The following is a 17,374-nucleotide window of genomic DNA, read 5'->3' on the forward strand; positions in this document are numbered from 1 at the left end:
CATGAGAACAAAGTTAGAACGCGCCCGTTTGGTGGGTCAAGCCAGAAGCAGCGGTTGTGCGCATTTTGCTTTGGCAATCCCCCACTTTCAGAAGCGCCGCTCAGTCTGCGTGCCCGTCGGTGAGTTGTCGGAGGTCGCTGACGAGCCTTCGGTCCGTCCTAGCTGGCCTCGCCTTCGTTGCGCGGATACTGGCGATGACTGGTCAGGCGACGGCCTGGCCGGCCAGCTTACCGCCCGGTCGGAACGGCCGAAGTGCTATTGGACGCTGCGTTTCGGCCTCGGTTTCGGCGGGGCGACGCCCGAAGGCTTCATCGAGGTCGGCGCCGACCTAAAGACGATGGCCGGCGAAGGCATGGCGAACCCGGCAACGCGCTTCCATTTGTGGGTCCTCGAGGCCCGTCCGGACGTGAACTCGATAATCCACACGCATTCGCCGTGGGCTTCCGCACTCGCCGCGGAGCGCGAACCGTTGGTCATCTCCCAGATGGGACATAACACCGCTTCAGGACGACTGCGTGTCATTCGGCATGCAAAATTACTCCATGCCGAAACACAGGTCAGAAAGTTCAACGTCTATCGAGGAAGTTCCAGACGTCCTCAACCCCAAGCCGAGTCGCCGGCTTAAGAACTGCCGTCATATGTGACACAAATCACATTTAGGCTTCGGGCAAGAGTGATGGCTAACGACAGGAAAAGCTCCACAGCCTCGGCCCTCTCATCAGCTTCCGGCAGCAAGGGCGAAGATCAAGATTATCGCGCTTGCTCAGAAAACGGCCTCTGTGCAAGAGAATGGGTCTCTATACGCGCAACAGGGGAACTGCGCTGTGACAGTCTCTCTGGATGGCGAAATTCGAGACGGGCGGCACTACATGCAGGTCCGCGTCTATTTCGAAGATACCGACTCCGGCCAGATTGTTTATCACGCGAATTTTTTGCGTTTCATGGAGCGCGGCAGAACGAATTACTTGCGCCTGCTCGGCATCAACCAGCAAGCGCTGCTCGAGGAAACGCGGAACAATGCGCCGGGCTTCGCCTTCGTTGTCCGTTCCATGACAATTGATTTTCTAAAACCGGCAGTCTTGGAGGACCTGCTCGACATTGTCACGGTCCCGCAAGAGGTGAGAGGCGCGTCGATTGGCCTGCTACAGGAGTGCAGGCGCGGGGGCGATCTTTTGGTCGCGGCGCGTGTCCGGGTCGCGTTTATCTCAGGGGGAAAAGCGCAGCGCATCCCAAAGGCTCTGAGGCTTGCTATGGAAGAACACAGATAAAATCGACTTCTGTTCACGCTTTAACGCTCCAGCGACCCAAGGAAATCAATGCGCTGGCCTTCTGTTGCGATATCGTCAAGTCAGAGTTCTCTACGCTATCATACGATGACGGCTCCCGCTTTATCCTATAGCGACCGAGCCTACTCCACAGCCCTACTGCATGCCCATCCGCTTACGACCCGGATGCACCACAATGCAGTCAATCAAGTTACGGAAGGCGACGCGGGTTTCTATCACTTTTGGGATTGATCTTGAGCGCGGTGACGAGTTTCTTAACGTCCGAACGGTAAAGCTCACCGAACCTCGAGTGGTCGAACGGGATCAAATTCTCGCTCCCATCGCCCAGCAGCCCCAAGCGCGCATCAACGTTCTCCCGCTTCAGGTCGCACTCATCGATACGCTTGAGCAGCTCGTCGGTTTTACGGAAAGCCTGCTAACATCAAGCACCACGCGCCTCCGCGGCTAGGGCCGGAGAGGAATTATCCGAAAATGCCAGCCCCGCCGAACTGAGTTGGCGAAACAGGCTATGTGCGCCTTCCGTTGCAAATTAAAAGCCGCAGGCCGCGTAACTCTTCCGGATCAACCGGCAACGCGAACCTATCGCAGCGAAGTCAACGTCGAGACACTGATTTCCGTGGCGAAATTCGCCCAAGCCTTTGCATTGAAGGTATTCGAGATTGATCCGCCAGCGTTTCTCGTGCGGAGAGTAGGTCGCGAAATCATGCTGGCCGGTGGGCGGTCCCTTGCAGATACTGGCGATGTAATGGCGAACCTCAACGGGCAAATCGTCGATGTGGTGAGGATCCCAAGGGTCTTCCTTACGTACAGCGCTGCCGTTGGAAAGAGCCGGTAGCTCCCAACACAGCAAAAGGCAGAGAGCCAACAATAGCGATCGCGCTCTCATTCCATCCTCCTAGGGAGGCACAGCGGGCCGCGCAAATAACGTCGCACCAGCCGATCAGCTTAGCAATCCCATCGAAGGAAAGCCGTGCTCGGCTGGCCTCCGGCTGGAATCAACGGCTTCCCACAACGCGCCGGATCTCGCCCGCAACGAGGCATGTCCTTACGACACGGCGAAGCCCTCGCAGCCGCGGAAGTCTGTCCCGAGCTCGTTGCGCTCGCCTTGAAACGGTCCACGTTATGTTATAACGTTACGCGCCCAACAGAAGTCAAATTGATGGGCTCGGATGCATTCGCTTTCGGTCGAGCGTTGGCGGGTCAATCGGGATTTCGCGACACGGCTGGTAAAAAGCACGGCTGGAAAAAGAATGTCTTCCATTGTTTACTCGTCTTTGGATAGGCACATCGTTCACCCGTTCTGGATAGCGATGCTTGCGCCGTCGTGCGGCGCAGCTCTAGTGATGTGAGGAGGGGTGCGCAGCTTGCGGCCGACCCACTTAACGTTGTGGCGTATCTTCACGCGGCGATGCGGTGCCTATCTTGCGCTGCTTGCCTTGACGCTGCAATTCGGGATGTCGCACGGGCATATCCATGCCCGAGACTTCACCGGTCCGGGCATCCACCATTCGACAGCAGATGTTGCGGGCGCGTGGCGCGGGCCGATGAAGCAACAATCTGTGGCACGCCTTCCGGCGAAGCTGGCGGACGATGACGAGGACTGTCCGATCTGTTTTTCGGGCTTTCTACTCGCGACTTCCTTCATCGCGGATGCGGCGCAGGCGTCGCCATCACTTGACCTCACGGACGCCGGACACCCGTTCGCACTGACGTTCGATGGCGTCCTGAAAACTCACCGCGCGCCATTTCAATCGCGCGCACCACCGCTCGGCTGATAGCCAATTCGCGGACGCTGCAGGCGCCTCTGGCCGTGCTCAGCTTGGGGCTCGGCATTCCCCCTTACGGAACGAGAGCCTGTGGTCGCGCCGCATTGATCCTCATGAAGTTCGCGGCGGAAGCAATGCAATCGGCTCACGTCTCGAGATGCTGCAGCGCCCGGCCTTACCCGCAATCGATGCGGTATGCTCCAGAAGCTGGTTCGCCTCTCCTCGTGTGCGGCGTTCACATCGAACCTCCAGTCGGTGGACACGCCAATGATAAGACACGCATGTTCCTGGACCTGCGCAGTGCTCTTGCTCTTTCTATCCTTCGATCGCGCGGAGGCCCATCCCCATGTCTGGGTCACCTTCCACAGCGAAGTTCTCTACACAGCCGACGGCAGCATGACGGGCGTTCGCCACGCCTGGACTTTCGATGACATGTTTTCCGCCTACGCGCTGCAGGGCATCCCCCACGCGAAGAAGGGGCAGTACACGCGGGAAGAGCTGGCCTCGCTCGCCCAGGTCAACATGGATTCGCTGAAGGAGTATGGCTATTTCACCTTCGCGCGCGCGGACGGCAAGAAGCTGAAGTTTTCCGATCCCGGCGACTATTGGCTCGAATACAAGAACGCCACCCTCACCCTGCATTTCAGCTTACCGTTGAAGGCGGCTGCTACGGCAAAGGCGATACAGATCGAGGTCTACGATCCCACGATCTTCGTTGATTTCGAATTTGCCAAGGACAAGCCGGTCTCCGTGAGCGGCGCGCCACAATGCCTGCTGACCTATGATTTGCCACACCAGCCGACACCGGCAGAACAGTTGCGGCTCAGTCAGCTCGATAGTGACCCGCTCGACGCATCCAGCTCCTATGGAGAGACCTTCGCCAACAAGATCCTGGTGAAGTGCCCATGACCAGATCGCGCGGTGTTATCTTGACAGTGCTGGTGGCGGTCCTCCTCGCCCGTGCAATTGATATCGTATCGGCGCAGGCTGCGCCGTTCGGAGCCCCTCATCCTGCCGGCGCCATGTCGGCATCGGGCCTCACGGGCTGGATCTTTGCACAGCAAGCGGCCTTCTATCGTTCGCTGTCGGGCTTCATCCGGGCGAGCAAGGAGGATGGGGCCGCGATGTGGAGCCTCTTCGGCATCTCGTTTCTCTACGGCGTCTTTCATGCCGTAGGCCCAGGGCATGGCAAGGCCGTGATCTCCTCCTACCTCGTCGCCAACGAAGAGACCTGGCGTCGCGGTGTTGTCATGTCATTCGCGTCCGCGGGCATCCAATCCGTCGTTGCCATTGTCGTGGTGGCCATCGCTGCGGTTCTTCTCGGCGCGACGGCGAAGGCGATCGGGCTGACCGTTCATCTCGTCGAGATCGTCAGCTATGGTCTGGTCATCCTGATCGGCCTACGGCTTTTGTACGTCAAAGGCAGAGGCTTTCTCCTCGCCTGCCGTGAACTGAAGTGGACCCAGGCGCCCGTCCTCTCCCTCGCGTCAGGGCACAGCGGCAACACGTTTCCGCTTCACCCGCCGCGCCTTGGCGCGATGACCATGCGTGGCAGACAATGCATGGTCGATGGATGCGCCGATCATGAGCGCGGCTTTCACTGTCACGACGAGCGTCATGCGTCGGCCTGGGGCCACGCCCACGGGCCTGAGCCCGCTGAACTCGCCGGCGCGGGGGGCTGGCGCCGAGGCCTGTCGGCGGTGGTCGCGGTTGGATTGCGGCCATGTTCCGGCGCGATCATCGTCCTCATCTTCGCGCTGGCCCAGGACCTGTTCTGGACCGGTGTCGGCGCCACCTTGCTCATGGGGCTTGGCACAGCGGTGACGGTTGCAGCGATCGCGACGCTCGCAATGAGCGCGCGACAGATCGCAAGCCGCCTCGCCAAGGCCCGGGCCGGATTCGGCGTGCTCACGATGAGAGCTATCGAGGTCGGCGCCGCGGCGCTTATCGTCGCGTTCGGCACATTGTTGTTGGCAGGTTACATGGCGAGCGAGCAACTCTGGATGTTCACGGGATAGAGGTGATGGGCAATCAGTTGCTGAAGATTCTGATTTCCGCGATTGTCCTGGTCATCATGACTGGCCTCGCTTCGGCTCAGGACAAAGGTAGCGTCGACCCCAAACCGCTGCCACCATTGGCCAATCCCAACGATCCGCACCTTGGCGCAAAAGAACTCTTTGCCCGCAAAATCCTGCCTGCTTCGCTGGCCGTGCATTCCATCGGGTTTTATGCAAAAGGTTGTCTCGCAGGTGCTCAAGCATTGCCCATTAATGGAGAGACCTGGCAGGTGATGCGGTTGTCGCGCAACCGCAATTGGGCCCATCTTGACATGATCAAGCTGCTCGAGCGCCTTTCTGACAAGGTGCACGAGGTCGCGGGTTGGCCTGGATTACTTGTGGGCGACCTGTCGCAGCCGCGGGGTGGCCCCATGCTGACCGGGCACACCAGTCATCAAGTGGGGCTCGATGCAGATATCTGGCTTACGCCGATGCCAGGTCGAGAATTGTCCCACGTCGAGCGCGAAGAAATGTCAGCGACAATGATGGTGCGGCCCGACCGCCTCGATATCGATCCAAAGGCGTGGACCCCAAGCCATCTGCTCGTCATTCGAGCGGCGGCTCAGGAGCCGCAGGTCGAGCGGATCTTCGTCAACGCGGCAATCAAAAAAGCACTTTGTCGTGAGGCCAAAGGAGACCGAACCTGGCTTTCCAAGGTTCGTCCGATGTATGGGCATGATTATCACTTCCATATCCGCATTAAATGTCCTGCGGCCGATAGAGGATGCGAATCGCAACCTCCGCCCTCGGCAGATGAGGGATGCAATGCAAAGGATTTTGCTTTTTGGTTCAGCGAACGCGTTCTCCACCCAAGGCTTCCCACCACGCCGCCAAAGCCAAGGCCGCCGATAACGCTCGCTGACCTTCCTGCCGCTTGCCGCCAGATACTGATTGCTCCGTGACCTCCGCGAGAGCGCTTGCGTTACGCGCAAGAAGGAGTGAGCCCCATGTAGAGGCAAGGGTTGGCCAACGACCGCGGTGTGTTCATCTTCTGAGCTAAAGTTCCAAGTCGATCAGGACAGCGAGCATGTTCGTTTCATTCTTCCCCCGACCAAAGTTGTTCTTTCCGTCGTCAATTCTTTGGACCGCGTTGGCGATAGCGGTTTGGTATGGATTTGCCGGCAATCTCTTTCAAGCCCCGGAAAAGCCGGTTGGGCTTGCGACGTTCTGGTCGGCGCCGGCCCTGTGGTTCGATCTGTATTTTGCGCTGACCGTTGCGGTCTTCGCAGCTGCCTGGATGTTGTTTGCCCCGCATCCCTGGGCGACGTGGTCCATTCTTGGCTCCGCGCTGATCCTGTTCACCTCTTACTTTCAGGTTCAGGTCTCAGTCGCGATCAACAGCTGGTATGGACCGTTCTACGACCTGGTCCAGGCCGCGCTGTCGAAGTCGGCGCCGGTCACGGTCGAGCAGTTCTATAGCGAATTGTTGACCTTTACCGGCATCGCGCTCGTGGCCGTCGTGGTCGGCGTGATGACGCGATTCTTCGTCAGTCACTACATTTTCCGCTGGCGGACGGCGATGAACGATTTCTATGTCGCCAACTGGCCACGGCTGCGCGCGATCGAAGGCGCCTCCCAGCGGGTCCAGGAAGACACCATGCGCTTCGCCAGCACCATGGAAGGTCTAGGGGTCAATCTCATTAGCGCGGTGCTGACGCTCTTGGCCTTCCTGCCGGTTTTGCTGAGGCTGTCCAGTAACGTCACGGAGCTGCCTCTGCTCGGCTCGATTCCCTATCCGCTGGTGTTCGCTGCAGTCATCTGGTCGATACTGGGTACCGGCGTTCTCGCGCTTATTGGCATCCGCTTGCCCAGAATCGAATTTCTCAACCAGCGGGTCGAAGCGGCCTATCGCAAGGAGCTCGTGCTTGGCGAGGACGATGCGGCGCGCGCCAATCCGCCGACATTAGGCGTGCTCTTCAGCGACATTCGCAGGAATTACTTCCGGCTCTATCTGAACTTCATGTACTTCAATGTCGGTCGGATCGTCTATTTGCAGACTGACGTCATCTTTCCTTACGTCCTGCTCGCGCCCACGATCATCGCGGGCAAGATCACCCTCGGTGCGATGAACCAGATCCTCAACGCGTTCACGCAAGTGCGAACCTCGTTTCAGTACCTCATCAACTCGTGGAGCACGATCGTCGAACTGATCTCGATCTATCAGCGGCTGCGCGGTTTTGAGGCAAAGATCCACGGTGAGCCACTGCCGTCGATCGAGACACAAAAGGAGCCAGCCTCATGATCCGCACTGGTGATAGGAGGGGACGGAACTGAAGCTTTGCATTGCGCGCCAAACGATATTGCGCTTTCCGCACCAGGTATGTAATGTTATAACATTACAATTGACTAGCGAGGTCTCCCGTGACGGTCCGTCATGCGGCCGGGCGTCCGACCTTCGAAGAGGACCCAACACCGTCACGAAAGCGGCCTGCGCACGGCCCTGGCGCTCATTCTGGGGAGGACGACGCTACGCGGGCCGCTGCGAACGGCGATCGCCAACTGATCATCTTTACTGACACCCTGACATAAGGACGCACCCATGCCTGAAACTGCGACGCCGATTCCGGTCACAGTCCTGACCGGCTATCTCGGCTCCGGGAAAACGACGCTGCTAAACCGCATTCTCACCGAGACGCACGGCAAGCGGTTTGCGGTCATCGTCAATGAATTCGGCGAGGTCGGTATCGACAACGATCTCATCGTCGACGCGGACGAAGAGATGTTTGAGATGAATAACGGCTGCATCTGCTGCACGGTCCGCGGCGATCTTATTCGTATCATCTCTGGCCTGATGCGGCGAAGCCGCGCCTTCGACGGCATCGTGGTCGAGACCACGGGGCTCGCAGATCCCGCGCCGGTGGCACAGACTTTCTTTGTCGACGAGGAGGTCCGCCGCAAGACCAAGCTTGACGCTATTGTCACGGTCGCGGATGCCAAACATCTCCTGGAGCAGATCGATCGGACCCCCGAAGCGCAGGAGCAACTTGCGTTCGCCGATGTCGTCCTCGTCAACAAAGTCGATCTGGTCGATGAGAACGGCCTAGCGACGGTCGAACGCCGAATCCGCAAGATCAATCCCTATGCGACCATTCACCGAACGGAGCGCTGCGGCCTCGACCTCGCCAAGGTTCTGGGGCGAGACGCTTTCAATCTCGATCGTATCCTCGAGGTTGAGCCGGGATTCCTCACCGAGGAGCATGCTCACGAGCACGACGACGAGATTGCCAGCCTGTCACTGGTGGCCGACGATCCAATGGATCCCGCCAGGTTCGTCTCGTGGATTCAGGACACCACTCAACGTTACGGCACGAACATCCTGCGCATGAAGGGCATTATCGCAATGGCTGATGATGACCGCCGATTTGTCGTGCAGGGCGTCCACATGCTGATCGAGGGCGGCAGTCAGCGCGCATGGAAGAAGAACGAGGCGCCCAAATCCCGGCTTGTCTTCATCGGCCGGGATCTACCAGTGGACCTGCTGAAGAAAGGATTTGAGGCCTGCCGCGCCTAACCAGGGAATTGCCGAGCCCGAGGCGTCCGCCCTGACGTGGGTGGTCAGGAAAATCCGAGGCGGAGCACCCCGGGGTATCGCTGGCGGTTAGGCGGACGGCACAGGGCTCGAAGCGATGAAGTAAGCGGGCGCTCTCTCGGCCTGCGTCTATCTTTTACGCGCATTCAAACACTAGGTGGGAACTGAACCGCCCCGGGTTTGCCGGAGGCTCCAACTCCTGAGAGGATGGAGCCATGACGAGCAAGACAACGAACAAGTTTTCACCCGAGGTCCGGACCCGAGCGGTTCGGATGGTTCTGGATCACGCCGGCGAGCACCCGTCGCGCTGGGCGGCAGTGACGTCAATCGCGGCCAAGATCGGCTGCACGCCGCAGACGCTGCATGACTGGGTCAAGAAGGCCGAGGTCGATAGCGGGCAGCGGACCGGCGTTCCGACCGATACGGCCGAGAAGCTGAAGGCGCTCGAACGGGAGAACCGCGAGCTTCGGCAGGCCAACGAGATCCTGCGCAAGGCAAGCGCCTATTTTGCGATGGCGGAGCTCGACCGCCGGTCCAAGCCATGATCGCCTTCATTGACGATCATCGTGGGGCGCATGGGGTCGAGCCGATCTGCAAGGTGTTGCCGATTGCCCCCTCGACCTACCACGCCCATGTCGCGAAGCGGCGCGATCCGGCCACGCGGTCGGCGCGCGCCAGGCTGGACGCCGCGCTGAAGATCGAGGTTCGGCGCGTCTTCGATCAAAACTTCTCCGTCTACGGCGTGCGCAAGGTCTGGCGGCAGCTCAAGCGCGAAGGCTTCGATGTTGCCCGTTGCACGGTGTCGCGACTGATGCGGGACATGGGTTTGCAAGGGGTCATCCGCGGCAAATCCGTCAAGACCACGATCAGCGACAAGGCCGCGCCATGCCCGATGGATCACGTCAATCGCCAGTTCAAGGCACCAAGGCCGAACGTCCTCTGGCTCTCCGACTTCACCTATGTCGCGACCTGGACCGGCTTCGTCTACGTCGCCTTTGTGATCGACGCCTATGCCCGCAGGATCGTGGGCTGGCGGGCCTCCCGCACGGCGCACGCAGGCTTCGTGCTCGATGCGCTGGAGCAGGCCCTGCACGATCGCCGACCGGTCCATCGCGGCGGGCTCGTGCATCATAGCGATAGGGGCAGCCAATACGTCTCTATCAAATACACCGAACGCCTGGCTGAAGCTGGCGTCGAGCCTTCTGTCGGCAGCGTCGGAGATTCCTATGACAACGCTCTCGCCGAAACCATCAACGGTCTCTACAAGGCCGAGGTGATCCATCGGCGCGGACCATGGCGCAGCTTCGAGGCCGTCGAGTTCGCGACGCTGGAATGGGTGGACTGGTTCAACAACCGGCGGCTCCTGGAGCCCATCGGCAACATCCCGCCGGCCGAAGCCGAGCAACGCTACTACGCCATGCTGGAACAACCGGCCATGGCGGCATAACTTAAACCAAATGGCCTCCGGCAAACCCGGGGCGGTTCAAACCCATATGGGCGACGTGATTCAACTCATTCCAAAATCTGAGCTTGAGCGGATTCGTTTGATCCGAGAGGCTCGCGCGATATACGACAGTATATTCCCGCCGACTGATGCGGTCGGAGAACGGCCAGATGGGTGCCACAGGGAAGGGACACAACCGGGTAAGGACCTGTTTCCTCGAAAAGAAACGGTCGGATGACAGAAGCGACGTCGTCGGAAATTCCTCGTGAAGGGACAGTTTGCCCTTTTGCAATCGCTCGACCCGATACGATTCGAACGTGTGGCCTTCCTTCGGAGGGCAACGCTAAGCGACCGCCTGAAATAGCAATTTGAGATAGTTGCAGGTCCCCGATGTGAAGGCGAAATCTGAGCCGTAACTCGACCACAAGGCGATCACCGTGAAGGAGTTATGCGCCCGCTATTTCGCCGATCTGCAGGCCGGCCTAATCTTGGGAAAAGGAGGTCGACCGAAAAAGCCCTCAACAATCACCACCGACACTGGCCGTATTGAGCGCCATATCATCCCGCTTTTGGGGCCACGACGGGTCAAGGACCTCACCAAGACCGACATCAACAAAGTGCTCAAAGACATCATGGCCGGCAAGACGCGGGTTTCGGTCAAGACCAAGAAGCTGCGCGGAAAGGCAATTGTCAGAGGCGGTGCGGGAACGGCCACGCGGACGGTAGGTCTTCTCGGCGGCATTCTCACCTATGCCGTCGAGGCCGGCATCATTGAAAGTAACCCGGCCCATGGTGTCCGTAAGCCAAAGGACAATGTACGAAAGCGTCGACTATCGGAAGCGGAGTATCGAATATTGGGTCGAATGCTCCGCGACGCGGCTAGGGACGAGAAATACGCTACAGCTGTGGACATCATCCGCCAAATTGCGCTGACCGGGAGCCGGCGTAGCGAAATGATTGGCCTGAAATGGGCGGAGGCCGACACCGAGGCGAGCTGCTTACGGTTAGAGGATAGTAAGGAGGGCGAATCCATCCGTCCCATTGGGTTGGCTGTCGTCGAATATCTCGAACGGCGGAGTACCGACGCTGTCGGGACATACGTCTTCCCCGGTCAGGGCGAGGACAATGCGTTCGGCAGCTTCCCGAACCATTGGAAGCATGTCTTCGAGGACTCGCCGCTGTCGGATGTGACGCCGCACGTCCTACGTCATAGCTTCGCGAGCATCGCAAACGATCTTGGTTTCACCGAGGTAACCATCGCGGCTTTGGTTGGTCATGCCAAAGGTTCGGTAACGAGCAAATACATCCATACACTTGATACAGCGCTCATCATGGCTGCGGACACGATCTCTGGCTACATTCAAGGGCTCCTTGATGGCATAGAGTTCAAGCAGACTGCCTACGCGTTGGACCGCGATTCACGAAAAGCCGCGCTGGCCCGCTTCCTGACGCGGGCTTCCAACAGCGACCACGAAGGCGACGAAGAAGATCATCGCCGCATGGCGGCCTAGTCTGGTCTTCCATCACTCGCGGTTGGCAACTTCTTGTATAATTGGCGGTCATCTTGGCAGGCAGTCGTCACCGCCTCCCGTCGAGCATTCCTACGCAACACCTCCGGGGGCACACCGAAGGTCCGGAGGAATGCCCGCCGCATGCGCTCGCGGTCAGCAAAACCCACTTCCTCCGCCACGACATTAACCGTGTGCCGCCCTTCCTCCATCATGAACCTGGCCGTTTCCAGCCGAAGCCGCTCCACTGCTTTTGCCGGTGATTGGCCTGTCTCGGCCAGAAAGGCGCGGCTGAACTGGCGAGGGCTGAGGTTGGCGACCGCCGCAAGGTTCTCGATTGTGAGCGGATTCCGCAGATTTTGGCGGATGTACGCGACGACCAACTGGATGCGATCGGATTTCGGTGTCATGTCGAGGAGCGCGGAATGCTGCGTTTGTCCACCCATCCGACGTTGATTGATGACCATAAGTTTGGCAGCAGCCTTCGCAACTTCGGAACCCAAGTCCCTATCGATCATCGCTAGAACAAGATCGATTCCTGCAGTCATTCCGGCTGACGTCCAGATCGGACCGTCATTGATATAGATCCGATCCTCCTCCATCCTGACATCCGGAAACCGAGCCCTGAAACTTGTCGCTTGGATCCAATGCGTCGTCGCGCGGCGACCATCGAGAAGTCCGGCTTCGGCGAGAACAAACGCCCCATTGCAAAATGAAGCAGTGCGCCTTGATACCTTGGCAGCTTCTTGCACAAAGGCGATCAGGTTTTCGCTCGATGGAGCCATTTCGAACGCGGTGACCGCGCCGACAATAATTGTATCAAAAGCCGGATCGTCGAATGCTTCGGTTTCAACTGTCAAACCACAAGAGGATCGAATGGGACCGCCGTGTTCCGACAACAGATGAAGGTCATAGTGAGAATCGGCCGGGGGCGGCTTTGCAAGTCCGAACCCCGTCATTTCGAATGCCGTCAGGGGCGCAAGGCTCAAGAGCTGGAAGCCGCGCGGGACGATAAGACCTACCCTATGCATGGCTGCCTCCTAGTGTCCGAAACGTTGATAATAGCCGGGTGGATGTCATCTAGGAGGCACGATTTGATGTCGAACCCGGATGCTCACGTGCGAGCCGGATGATCGAGAGCGGCGTTCGGCGCCACGTTGAGTGCCTGACCAAAAGCCTACATTTCTTGACAGCCCGAAGTCAGGCAGCCGCCTCCGCCTCCCGTCGAGCGTTTCTCCGCAATATCTCCGGTGGCACGCCGAAGGTCCTGAGGAACGCGCGACGCATGCGTTCGCGGTCTACGAAACCAGTTTCCTGCGCCACGACATTGACCGTGTGCCGTCCCTCTTCGATCATGAACCTGGCGGCCTCCAGTCGGAGCCGCTCTACGGCTTTTGCTGGAGACTGACCGGTCTCGGCCAGAAAGGCGCGGCTGAACTGACGGGGGCTGAGGCTGGCGACCGCCGCAAGCTCCTCGATCGTAAGCGGGTTCCGCAAATTTTGACGGATGTGCGCCAGCACCAGTTCGATGCGATCGGACTTCGGCGTCATATCCAGGAGCGCGGAATGCTGTTTTTGTCCACCCATCCGACGCTGGTTCATGACCAGAAGCCTGGCGACTATTTTCGCGGCTTCGGGACCGAGATCATTATCAATCAACGCCAGAACGAGGTCGATCCCCGCGGTCATGCCCGCTGACGTCCAGACCGGACCGTCATTGATGTAGATGCGGTCCTCCTCCGCCCTGACATCCGGGAACCGAGCCCTGAAGCTGGCTGCATGAGCCCAGTGCATCGTCGCGCGTCGACCATTCAGAAGGCCCGCTTCAGCCAGCACAAACGCTCCGCTGCAGATTGAGGCGACTCGCCTCGACGCCCTGGCGGCTTCCTGCACGAACGCGATCATAGTCGCATCAGAGGAAGGCATGTCCATCTCGGTGATCGAACCCACGATCACTGTGTCGAAGGCGGGATCTCCGAACGGTTCGGTTTGCAGCATCATTCCTGAGGAAGATCGAACCGGACCGCCATGCTCCGAAAGCAAATGGATGTCATAGCGCTGGTCGGCAGGAGGCAGATTGACGATTTCGAATGCCGTCAGGGCCGCAAGGCTCATCAACTGAAACCGCTGCGGCACGATGAAACCGACCCGATGCATTTTCGCTCCTGTGGCACGAATGGTGGCAAGAACGACCTACGTCAGCCCCACCGCAATCGCTAGAGTCTGAGCAACAAATCTCGCACTGGCTCCTCGCCGCCAAGCGACACCCTTACCGCTTCCGTGAGGAAGAAAGGATGATGCATGTCTTCCGATCACCCCGCCTTCGTCGAGCATCGCATTTCCAGGGGCGAAGGAAAAGTCTACGCTCGAGATTATGCGGGTTCTGGCCCGGCCTTTGTGCTCATGCACGGCTTCCCTGACAACCTGAATATCTGGGATGACCTGATCCCGTTCCTGGTTGCCAGCGGCCGGCGCGTGGTGACGTTCGATTTCCTGGGCTTCGGCGCCTCGGACAAGCCTGCCAGCACCGTCTATAGCTTCAAGCAGCAACTTGGCGACCTTGAGGCGGTGGTCGAGGGTCTGGGTCTGGGGACGATCGTCCCGGTCGCTCACGACTCCTCGGGGATGGCGACGCTCAACTACGCGCTCACCCATTCGGACAGTGTCGATTCCGCGATCATGCTCAACTCGGCCTATAGCGAGGACTCCACGGTTGTTTGGCCCGAGATGATCACGCTCTTTGCGACCCGGAGCATGCAGTCCCTGGCCATGGCGATCGCCCAGAGCCCCGAACAGTTTGGCTGGCTGCTGAGATGGCAACAGAAGAAATTCTTGGATTCTTTGCCCGAGGCGCAAAAGTCCCATTTCAGCGCGTTCATCGGTCCGCTGATCAGCGACAACTTCATCGTCCAACCTGGCGCCGGTCCCGCCTTCGTGCAGTTGGCCGCGGAATTCTTCGATGAACATGCCCGAAACGCCAAACATCTGACGGCGCTCAAGACGCTGGATATTCCAGTCAAGCTGATTTGGGGACGGTACGATCCTTACTTCCCGGCGGCCATGGCCGAGCGGCGCCAGTCTCAACTCAAGAATGCGTCCCTCACCGTCATTCCGGCAGGCCATTGGCTGCAGGCCGACGAGCCCGCGCAAGTGGCAAAGGCGATGCTGTCATGAGCCGCGTCCTCGACAAGCTCGCCGTGCGCGCAACCCGCTTGACGAGGCTCGCCTGCTTCGGCGCCATCGTCGCGGTAGTCGCAGTGTTCGGCCCGGCCACTTCGTTCGCTCAGTCGATGCCACCATCATCGAGCCTTGATGTCCCGACTACCAAATTGCTCGCGATTGGCACTTTCACAGCCAAGGGTTCGCCGGACCAATGGAAACCGCTCCTGCCTGCTGAAGTGCGCGACACCGTACGGCTCTATCTCGCTGGGAAAATCGACCAGTGGTACCTCAAGCAGGACCAGAGCGGCGTGGTGTTCATGATGAATGTCACCGATCCGAAGGAGGCTCTGGAACTGCTGGGCAGATTTCCGTTCGGCCGAGCCGGACTGATGGAGTTTCAGATCATCCCGATTGGCCCGATCGCTCCGCTACGCGTGCTTTTGACTGAGCCTGCGAAGTAGCTGGCAGCTACCAAGAACCAGTTCAACAAAAGGAAACAGCCAAATGCCCGACAACAAGAATCCACGCGTCCACGCTGAGATACTACCTGCGCTTGCCGCCGTCGTTGGTCCAACAACCAAGATCCTGGCGATCGGCTCGGTCACCGCGAAGGGCACGCCCGAGGCGATCGCCCCTATCCTGCCTCACGAAGTCCGCGCAACGGTTCGCAATCATCTCGCCGGCAAGATCGAGCAGTGGTTCTTCCAGACGGAGGGCTACGGCGTCGTCTTTATCGTCAACGCCAAAAGCACCGCAGAGGCGCATGAACTCCTGGAAAAACTTCCTCTGGGCGTGGCCGGCATGATGGAATTCGAGCTGATTGCTCTCGGGCCGCTTGCGCCGCTCGCCATGCTCATCGGCGAACCTCCGCGTTCGTAATGCGACCCGCGGGCCTCGACTGTGAGTTTGGTCGTGCTCCAGGCTCTATGGACCGCCTTTCGTAGCTTCGCGACTGCCCGATCGCGCTTCGGGTGCTTTGAGGGATGCTGCGAAGTAGTTCTCGGCTCCGACGCCGATGCGGCGAAAGAAAATAGCAAAATGCCTGAAGTCAAGAACCCGCGCGTTCATGCCGAGATATTGCCCGCGCTCGCCGCCGCCGTTGTCGCTCCGGCAACTAAGATCCTGGCGATCGGCTCGGTCACTGCGAAGGGCACACCCGAGGCGATCGCCTCGGTCCGCCCCCACGAGGTTCGCGCTACGGTTCGCAATCATCTCGCTGGAAAAATCGAGCAGTGGTTCTCCCTGACAGAGGGCCGCGGCGTTGTCTTTATCGTGAACGCCACCAGCACGGCAGAGGCGCACGAAGTCCTGGAGAAGCTTCCACTCGGCATCGCCGGAATGATGGAATTCGAGCTGATCGCTCTCGGGCCGCTTGCGCCGCTCGCCATGCTCATCGCCGAACCTCCGCGTTCGTAATGCGACCCGCGGGCCTCGTTGTGACCTTGGAGCGCTCCAAGCTCTATCGCCAACCGATCGAAGCCGACTGGGCATGGTGAAGCCGCGTCGCGCGGACCAAAGATTACATCAACAACCCGCCAAGAAGGACCCGTCACGATGCCTATTGTCAAAGCCGCAGCCGTGCAGATCAGTCCCGCTCTCTACAGCCGGGAAGGCACTGTTGGCAAAGTGGTCAAGAAAATTATCGAGCTTGGGCGCCAAGGCGTTCAGTTCGCGACCTTCCCGGAAACGGTCATTCCCTACTACCCCTATTTTTCCTTCGTCGAAGCGCCCTACCTGATGGGCGCGGAGCACTACAAGTTGCTCGATCAAGCGGTGACCGTACCGTCTGACGTCACCAGGGCTATCGGCGAGGCCGCTAAGCAGGCCGGCATGGTTGTCTCGGTCGGCGTCAACGAGCGTGATGGCGGCACGATCTACAACGCGCAACTCCTGTTCGATGCTGACGGCACACTCATCCAGCACCGTCGCAATATCTCTCCGACCTATCATGAGCGCATGGTCTGGGGTCAGGGCGATGGCTCTGGGCTGCGCTGTGTCGACAGCGCCGTAGGACGCATCGGTCAACTGGCCTGCTGGGAGCATTACAACCCTCTAGCCCGCTACGCCTTGATCGCTGACGGCGAGCAGATTCACTCGGCTATGTATCCTGGCTCGTTCGCGGGCGACGGTTTCTCCGAGCAGACTTCAGTCAATATCCGCCAGCACGCATTGGAGGCCGGGTGTTTCGTGGTCTGTGCGACCGCCTGGCTGAACGCTGAGCAGCAGGCCCGGATCATGAAGGATACCGGCTGCAGCATCGAGCCGATTTCTAGCGGCTGCTTCACCGGGATCGTCTCTCCAGAGGGCGCATTGATGGGCGCGCCGCTGCGATCGGGCGAAGGCGAGGTCATCGCCGATCTCGATTTCTGGGCCATCGACAAGCGCAAGCGTCTGATGGACTCGCGCGGTCACTACAGCCGCCCGGAACTGCTCAGCCTGCTGATCGACCGCACGCCGAAGTCCCACGTGCACGAGCGTAACGCGCATCCAGCGCTGGAATCCCTGGACCCGGCCGATCGGCTGGAAGAGGTCGGCTCGCGTCCGGAAATGGCAGCAATCTCATGACTTCACGCCGGCATCTCCTTCTCACTGGCGGCAGTCTCGTCGCCGCGCTCGGCCTCC

Annotated in this window: 19 protein-coding genes, 1 pseudogene and 1 other annotated feature; of the genes and pseudogenes, 18 read left to right on the forward strand and 2 right to left on the reverse strand. The window is 59.5% G+C overall.

Annotation, left to right across the window (positions count from 1 at the left end; all coding sequences use genetic code 11):
- Position 1: 1 nt before the first annotated feature.
- The 13 genes and pseudogenes from IVB23_RS28165 to IVB23_RS28225 all read left to right on the forward strand — a co-directional run.
- The gene (locus IVB23_RS28165) at positions 2-625 is read left to right on the forward strand and encodes a class II aldolase/adducin family protein (RefSeq protein ID WP_247800808.1); all 624 of its coding nucleotides are present in this window, start codon (positions 2-4) and stop codon (positions 623-625) included.
- A 199-nt stretch (positions 626-824) separates the two neighbouring features.
- A complete protein-coding gene (locus tag IVB23_RS28170) occupies positions 825-1,268 on the forward strand; it encodes a YbgC/FadM family acyl-CoA thioesterase (RefSeq protein WP_247800809.1) in 444 nt (147 codons plus the stop codon).
- Positions 1,269-1,461: 193 nt separating this feature from the next.
- Positions 1,462-1,734, forward strand: a complete 273-nt coding sequence (locus IVB23_RS28175) for a hypothetical protein (protein WP_247800810.1) — start codon at positions 1,462-1,464, stop codon at positions 1,732-1,734.
- 45 nt (positions 1,735-1,779) lie between these two features.
- Positions 1,780-2,121 (forward strand): hypothetical protein, encoded by a 342-nt coding sequence (locus IVB23_RS28180; RefSeq protein ID WP_247800811.1) that lies wholly within the window; start codon positions 1,780-1,782, stop codon positions 2,119-2,121.
- A 529-nt stretch (positions 2,122-2,650) separates the two neighbouring features.
- Entirely contained in the window at positions 2,651-3,061 is a 411-nt protein-coding gene (locus tag IVB23_RS28185) for a DUF2946 family protein (RefSeq protein ID WP_247800812.1), read from the forward strand.
- 291 nt (positions 3,062-3,352) lie between these two features.
- Positions 3,353-3,961 carry a DUF1007 family protein gene (locus IVB23_RS28190; RefSeq protein ID WP_247800813.1) on the forward strand — a complete coding sequence of 203 codons (609 nt, stop codon included), beginning with the start codon at positions 3,353-3,355 and terminating at the stop codon, positions 3,959-3,961.
- Positions 3,958-5,070, forward strand: coding sequence for a nickel/cobalt transporter (locus tag IVB23_RS28195; protein WP_247800814.1), 1,113 nt, complete (start codon positions 3,958-3,960; stop codon positions 5,068-5,070). Before IVB23_RS28190 ends, IVB23_RS28195 begins: the two co-directional genes overlap by 4 nt.
- A gap of 5 nt (positions 5,071-5,075) precedes the next feature.
- On the forward strand, positions 5,076-6,011 hold the full coding sequence (mepA, locus tag IVB23_RS28200) for a penicillin-insensitive murein endopeptidase (protein WP_247800815.1): 936 nt from the start codon (positions 5,076-5,078) through the stop codon (positions 6,009-6,011).
- A gap of 125 nt (positions 6,012-6,136) precedes the next feature.
- Complete coding sequence (sbmA, locus tag IVB23_RS28205) at positions 6,137-7,351, forward strand: peptide antibiotic transporter SbmA (RefSeq protein WP_247800816.1); 1,215 nt, start codon at positions 6,137-6,139, stop codon at positions 7,349-7,351.
- A gap of 297 nt (positions 7,352-7,648) precedes the next feature.
- Positions 7,649-8,620, forward strand: coding sequence for a GTP-binding protein (locus IVB23_RS28210; RefSeq protein WP_247800817.1), 972 nt, complete (start codon positions 7,649-7,651; stop codon positions 8,618-8,620).
- Between the two features lie 233 nt (positions 8,621-8,853).
- Positions 8,854-10,085, forward strand: a protein-coding gene (locus IVB23_RS28215; RefSeq protein WP_247800019.1) for an IS3 family transposase whose coding sequence is annotated in 2 segments (ribosomal slippage) — positions 8,854-9,145 and positions 9,145-10,085 — 1,233 coding nt in all. Because the reading frame shifts where the segments join, the coding sequence is not laid out codon by codon here.
- Positions 9,138-9,254, forward strand: a sequence feature (AL1L pseudoknot). (Overlaps the previous gene by 117 nt.)
- A 46-nt stretch (positions 10,086-10,131) precedes the next feature.
- On the forward strand, positions 10,132-10,320 hold the full coding sequence (locus IVB23_RS28220) for a hypothetical protein (protein WP_247800818.1): 189 nt from the start codon (positions 10,132-10,134) through the stop codon (positions 10,318-10,320).
- 178 nt (positions 10,321-10,498) lie between these two features.
- A pseudogene (locus tag IVB23_RS28225) lies at positions 10,499-11,593 on the forward strand (tyrosine-type recombinase/integrase); the annotation flags it as partial.
- Here IVB23_RS28225 and IVB23_RS28230 read toward each other — a convergent pair.
- Both IVB23_RS28230 and IVB23_RS28235 read right to left on the reverse strand, forming a co-directional pair.
- Positions 11,590-12,621, reverse strand: coding sequence for a GlxA family transcriptional regulator (locus IVB23_RS28230; RefSeq protein WP_247800819.1), 1,032 nt, complete (start codon positions 12,619-12,621; stop codon positions 11,590-11,592). The pseudogene IVB23_RS28225 and the gene IVB23_RS28230 overlap by 4 nt on opposite strands.
- Positions 12,622-12,790: 169 nt before the next feature.
- Complete coding sequence (locus IVB23_RS28235) at positions 12,791-13,747, reverse strand: GlxA family transcriptional regulator (RefSeq protein ID WP_247800820.1); 957 nt, start codon at positions 13,745-13,747, stop codon at positions 12,791-12,793.
- Between the two features lie 144 nt (positions 13,748-13,891).
- Between IVB23_RS28235 and IVB23_RS28240 the strand changes: the two genes are divergently transcribed.
- The 5 genes from IVB23_RS28240 to IVB23_RS28260 all read left to right on the forward strand — a co-directional run bounded on the left by IVB23_RS28240 (position 13,892) and on the right by IVB23_RS28260 (position 17,317).
- Positions 13,892-14,764, forward strand: coding sequence for an alpha/beta hydrolase (locus tag IVB23_RS28240; protein ID WP_247800821.1), 873 nt, complete (start codon positions 13,892-13,894; stop codon positions 14,762-14,764).
- Positions 14,761-15,213 carry a hypothetical protein gene (locus tag IVB23_RS28245; RefSeq protein ID WP_247800822.1) on the forward strand — a complete coding sequence of 151 codons (453 nt, stop codon included), beginning with the start codon at positions 14,761-14,763 and terminating at the stop codon, positions 15,211-15,213. The genes IVB23_RS28240 and IVB23_RS28245 overlap by 4 nt, the downstream gene beginning before the upstream one ends.
- Before the next feature lie 43 nt (positions 15,214-15,256).
- Positions 15,257-15,631, forward strand: coding sequence for a hypothetical protein (locus tag IVB23_RS28250; protein WP_027533783.1), 375 nt, complete (start codon positions 15,257-15,259; stop codon positions 15,629-15,631).
- A 27-nt stretch (positions 15,632-15,658) separates the two neighbouring features.
- Positions 15,659-16,168, forward strand: a complete 510-nt coding sequence (locus tag IVB23_RS28255; RefSeq protein WP_247800823.1) for a hypothetical protein — start codon at positions 15,659-15,661, stop codon at positions 16,166-16,168.
- Between the two features lie 138 nt (positions 16,169-16,306).
- Positions 16,307-17,317, forward strand: coding sequence for a nitrilase-related carbon-nitrogen hydrolase (locus tag IVB23_RS28260; RefSeq protein WP_247800824.1), 1,011 nt, complete (start codon positions 16,307-16,309; stop codon positions 17,315-17,317).
- The last annotated feature ends 57 nt before the right edge of the window (positions 17,318-17,374 follow it).

This window comes from Bradyrhizobium sp. 191 (assembly GCF_023100985.1).
GTDB lineage: Bacteria > Pseudomonadota > Alphaproteobacteria > Rhizobiales > Xanthobacteraceae > Bradyrhizobium > Bradyrhizobium diversitatis.

What these genes read in the sequence shown, in the direction of transcription:
- IVB23_RS28210 (WP_247800817.1), top strand. Translation starts at nt 7,649, where the DNA reads ATGCCTGAAACTGCGACGCCGATTCCGGTCACAGTCCTGACCGGCTAT.
- IVB23_RS28235 (WP_247800820.1), bottom strand. Translation starts at nt 13,747, where the DNA reads ATGCATCGGGTCGGTTTCATCGTGCCGCAGCGGTTTCAGTTGATGAGC.
- IVB23_RS28220 (WP_247800818.1), top strand. Translation starts at nt 10,132, where the DNA reads ATGGGCGACGTGATTCAACTCATTCCAAAATCTGAGCTTGAGCGGATT.
- IVB23_RS28230 (WP_247800819.1), bottom strand. Translation starts at nt 12,621, where the DNA reads ATGCATAGGGTAGGTCTTATCGTCCCGCGCGGCTTCCAGCTCTTGAGC.
- IVB23_RS28240 (WP_247800821.1), top strand. Translation starts at nt 13,892, where the DNA reads ATGTCTTCCGATCACCCCGCCTTCGTCGAGCATCGCATTTCCAGGGGC.
- mepA (WP_247800815.1), top strand. Translation starts at nt 5,076, where the DNA reads ATGGGCAATCAGTTGCTGAAGATTCTGATTTCCGCGATTGTCCTGGTC.
- sbmA (WP_247800816.1), top strand. Translation starts at nt 6,137, where the DNA reads ATGTTCGTTTCATTCTTCCCCCGACCAAAGTTGTTCTTTCCGTCGTCA.
- IVB23_RS28195 (WP_247800814.1), top strand. Translation starts at nt 3,958, where the DNA reads ATGACCAGATCGCGCGGTGTTATCTTGACAGTGCTGGTGGCGGTCCTC.
- IVB23_RS28250 (WP_027533783.1), top strand. Translation starts at nt 15,257, where the DNA reads ATGCCCGACAACAAGAATCCACGCGTCCACGCTGAGATACTACCTGCG.
- IVB23_RS28245 (WP_247800822.1), top strand. Translation starts at nt 14,761, where the DNA reads ATGAGCCGCGTCCTCGACAAGCTCGCCGTGCGCGCAACCCGCTTGACG.
- IVB23_RS28260 (WP_247800824.1), top strand. Translation starts at nt 16,307, where the DNA reads ATGCCTATTGTCAAAGCCGCAGCCGTGCAGATCAGTCCCGCTCTCTAC.
- IVB23_RS28175 (WP_247800810.1), top strand. Translation starts at nt 1,462, where the DNA reads ATGCAGTCAATCAAGTTACGGAAGGCGACGCGGGTTTCTATCACTTTT.
- IVB23_RS28165 (WP_247800808.1), top strand. Translation starts at nt 2, where the DNA reads ATGAGAACAAAGTTAGAACGCGCCCGTTTGGTGGGTCAAGCCAGAAGC.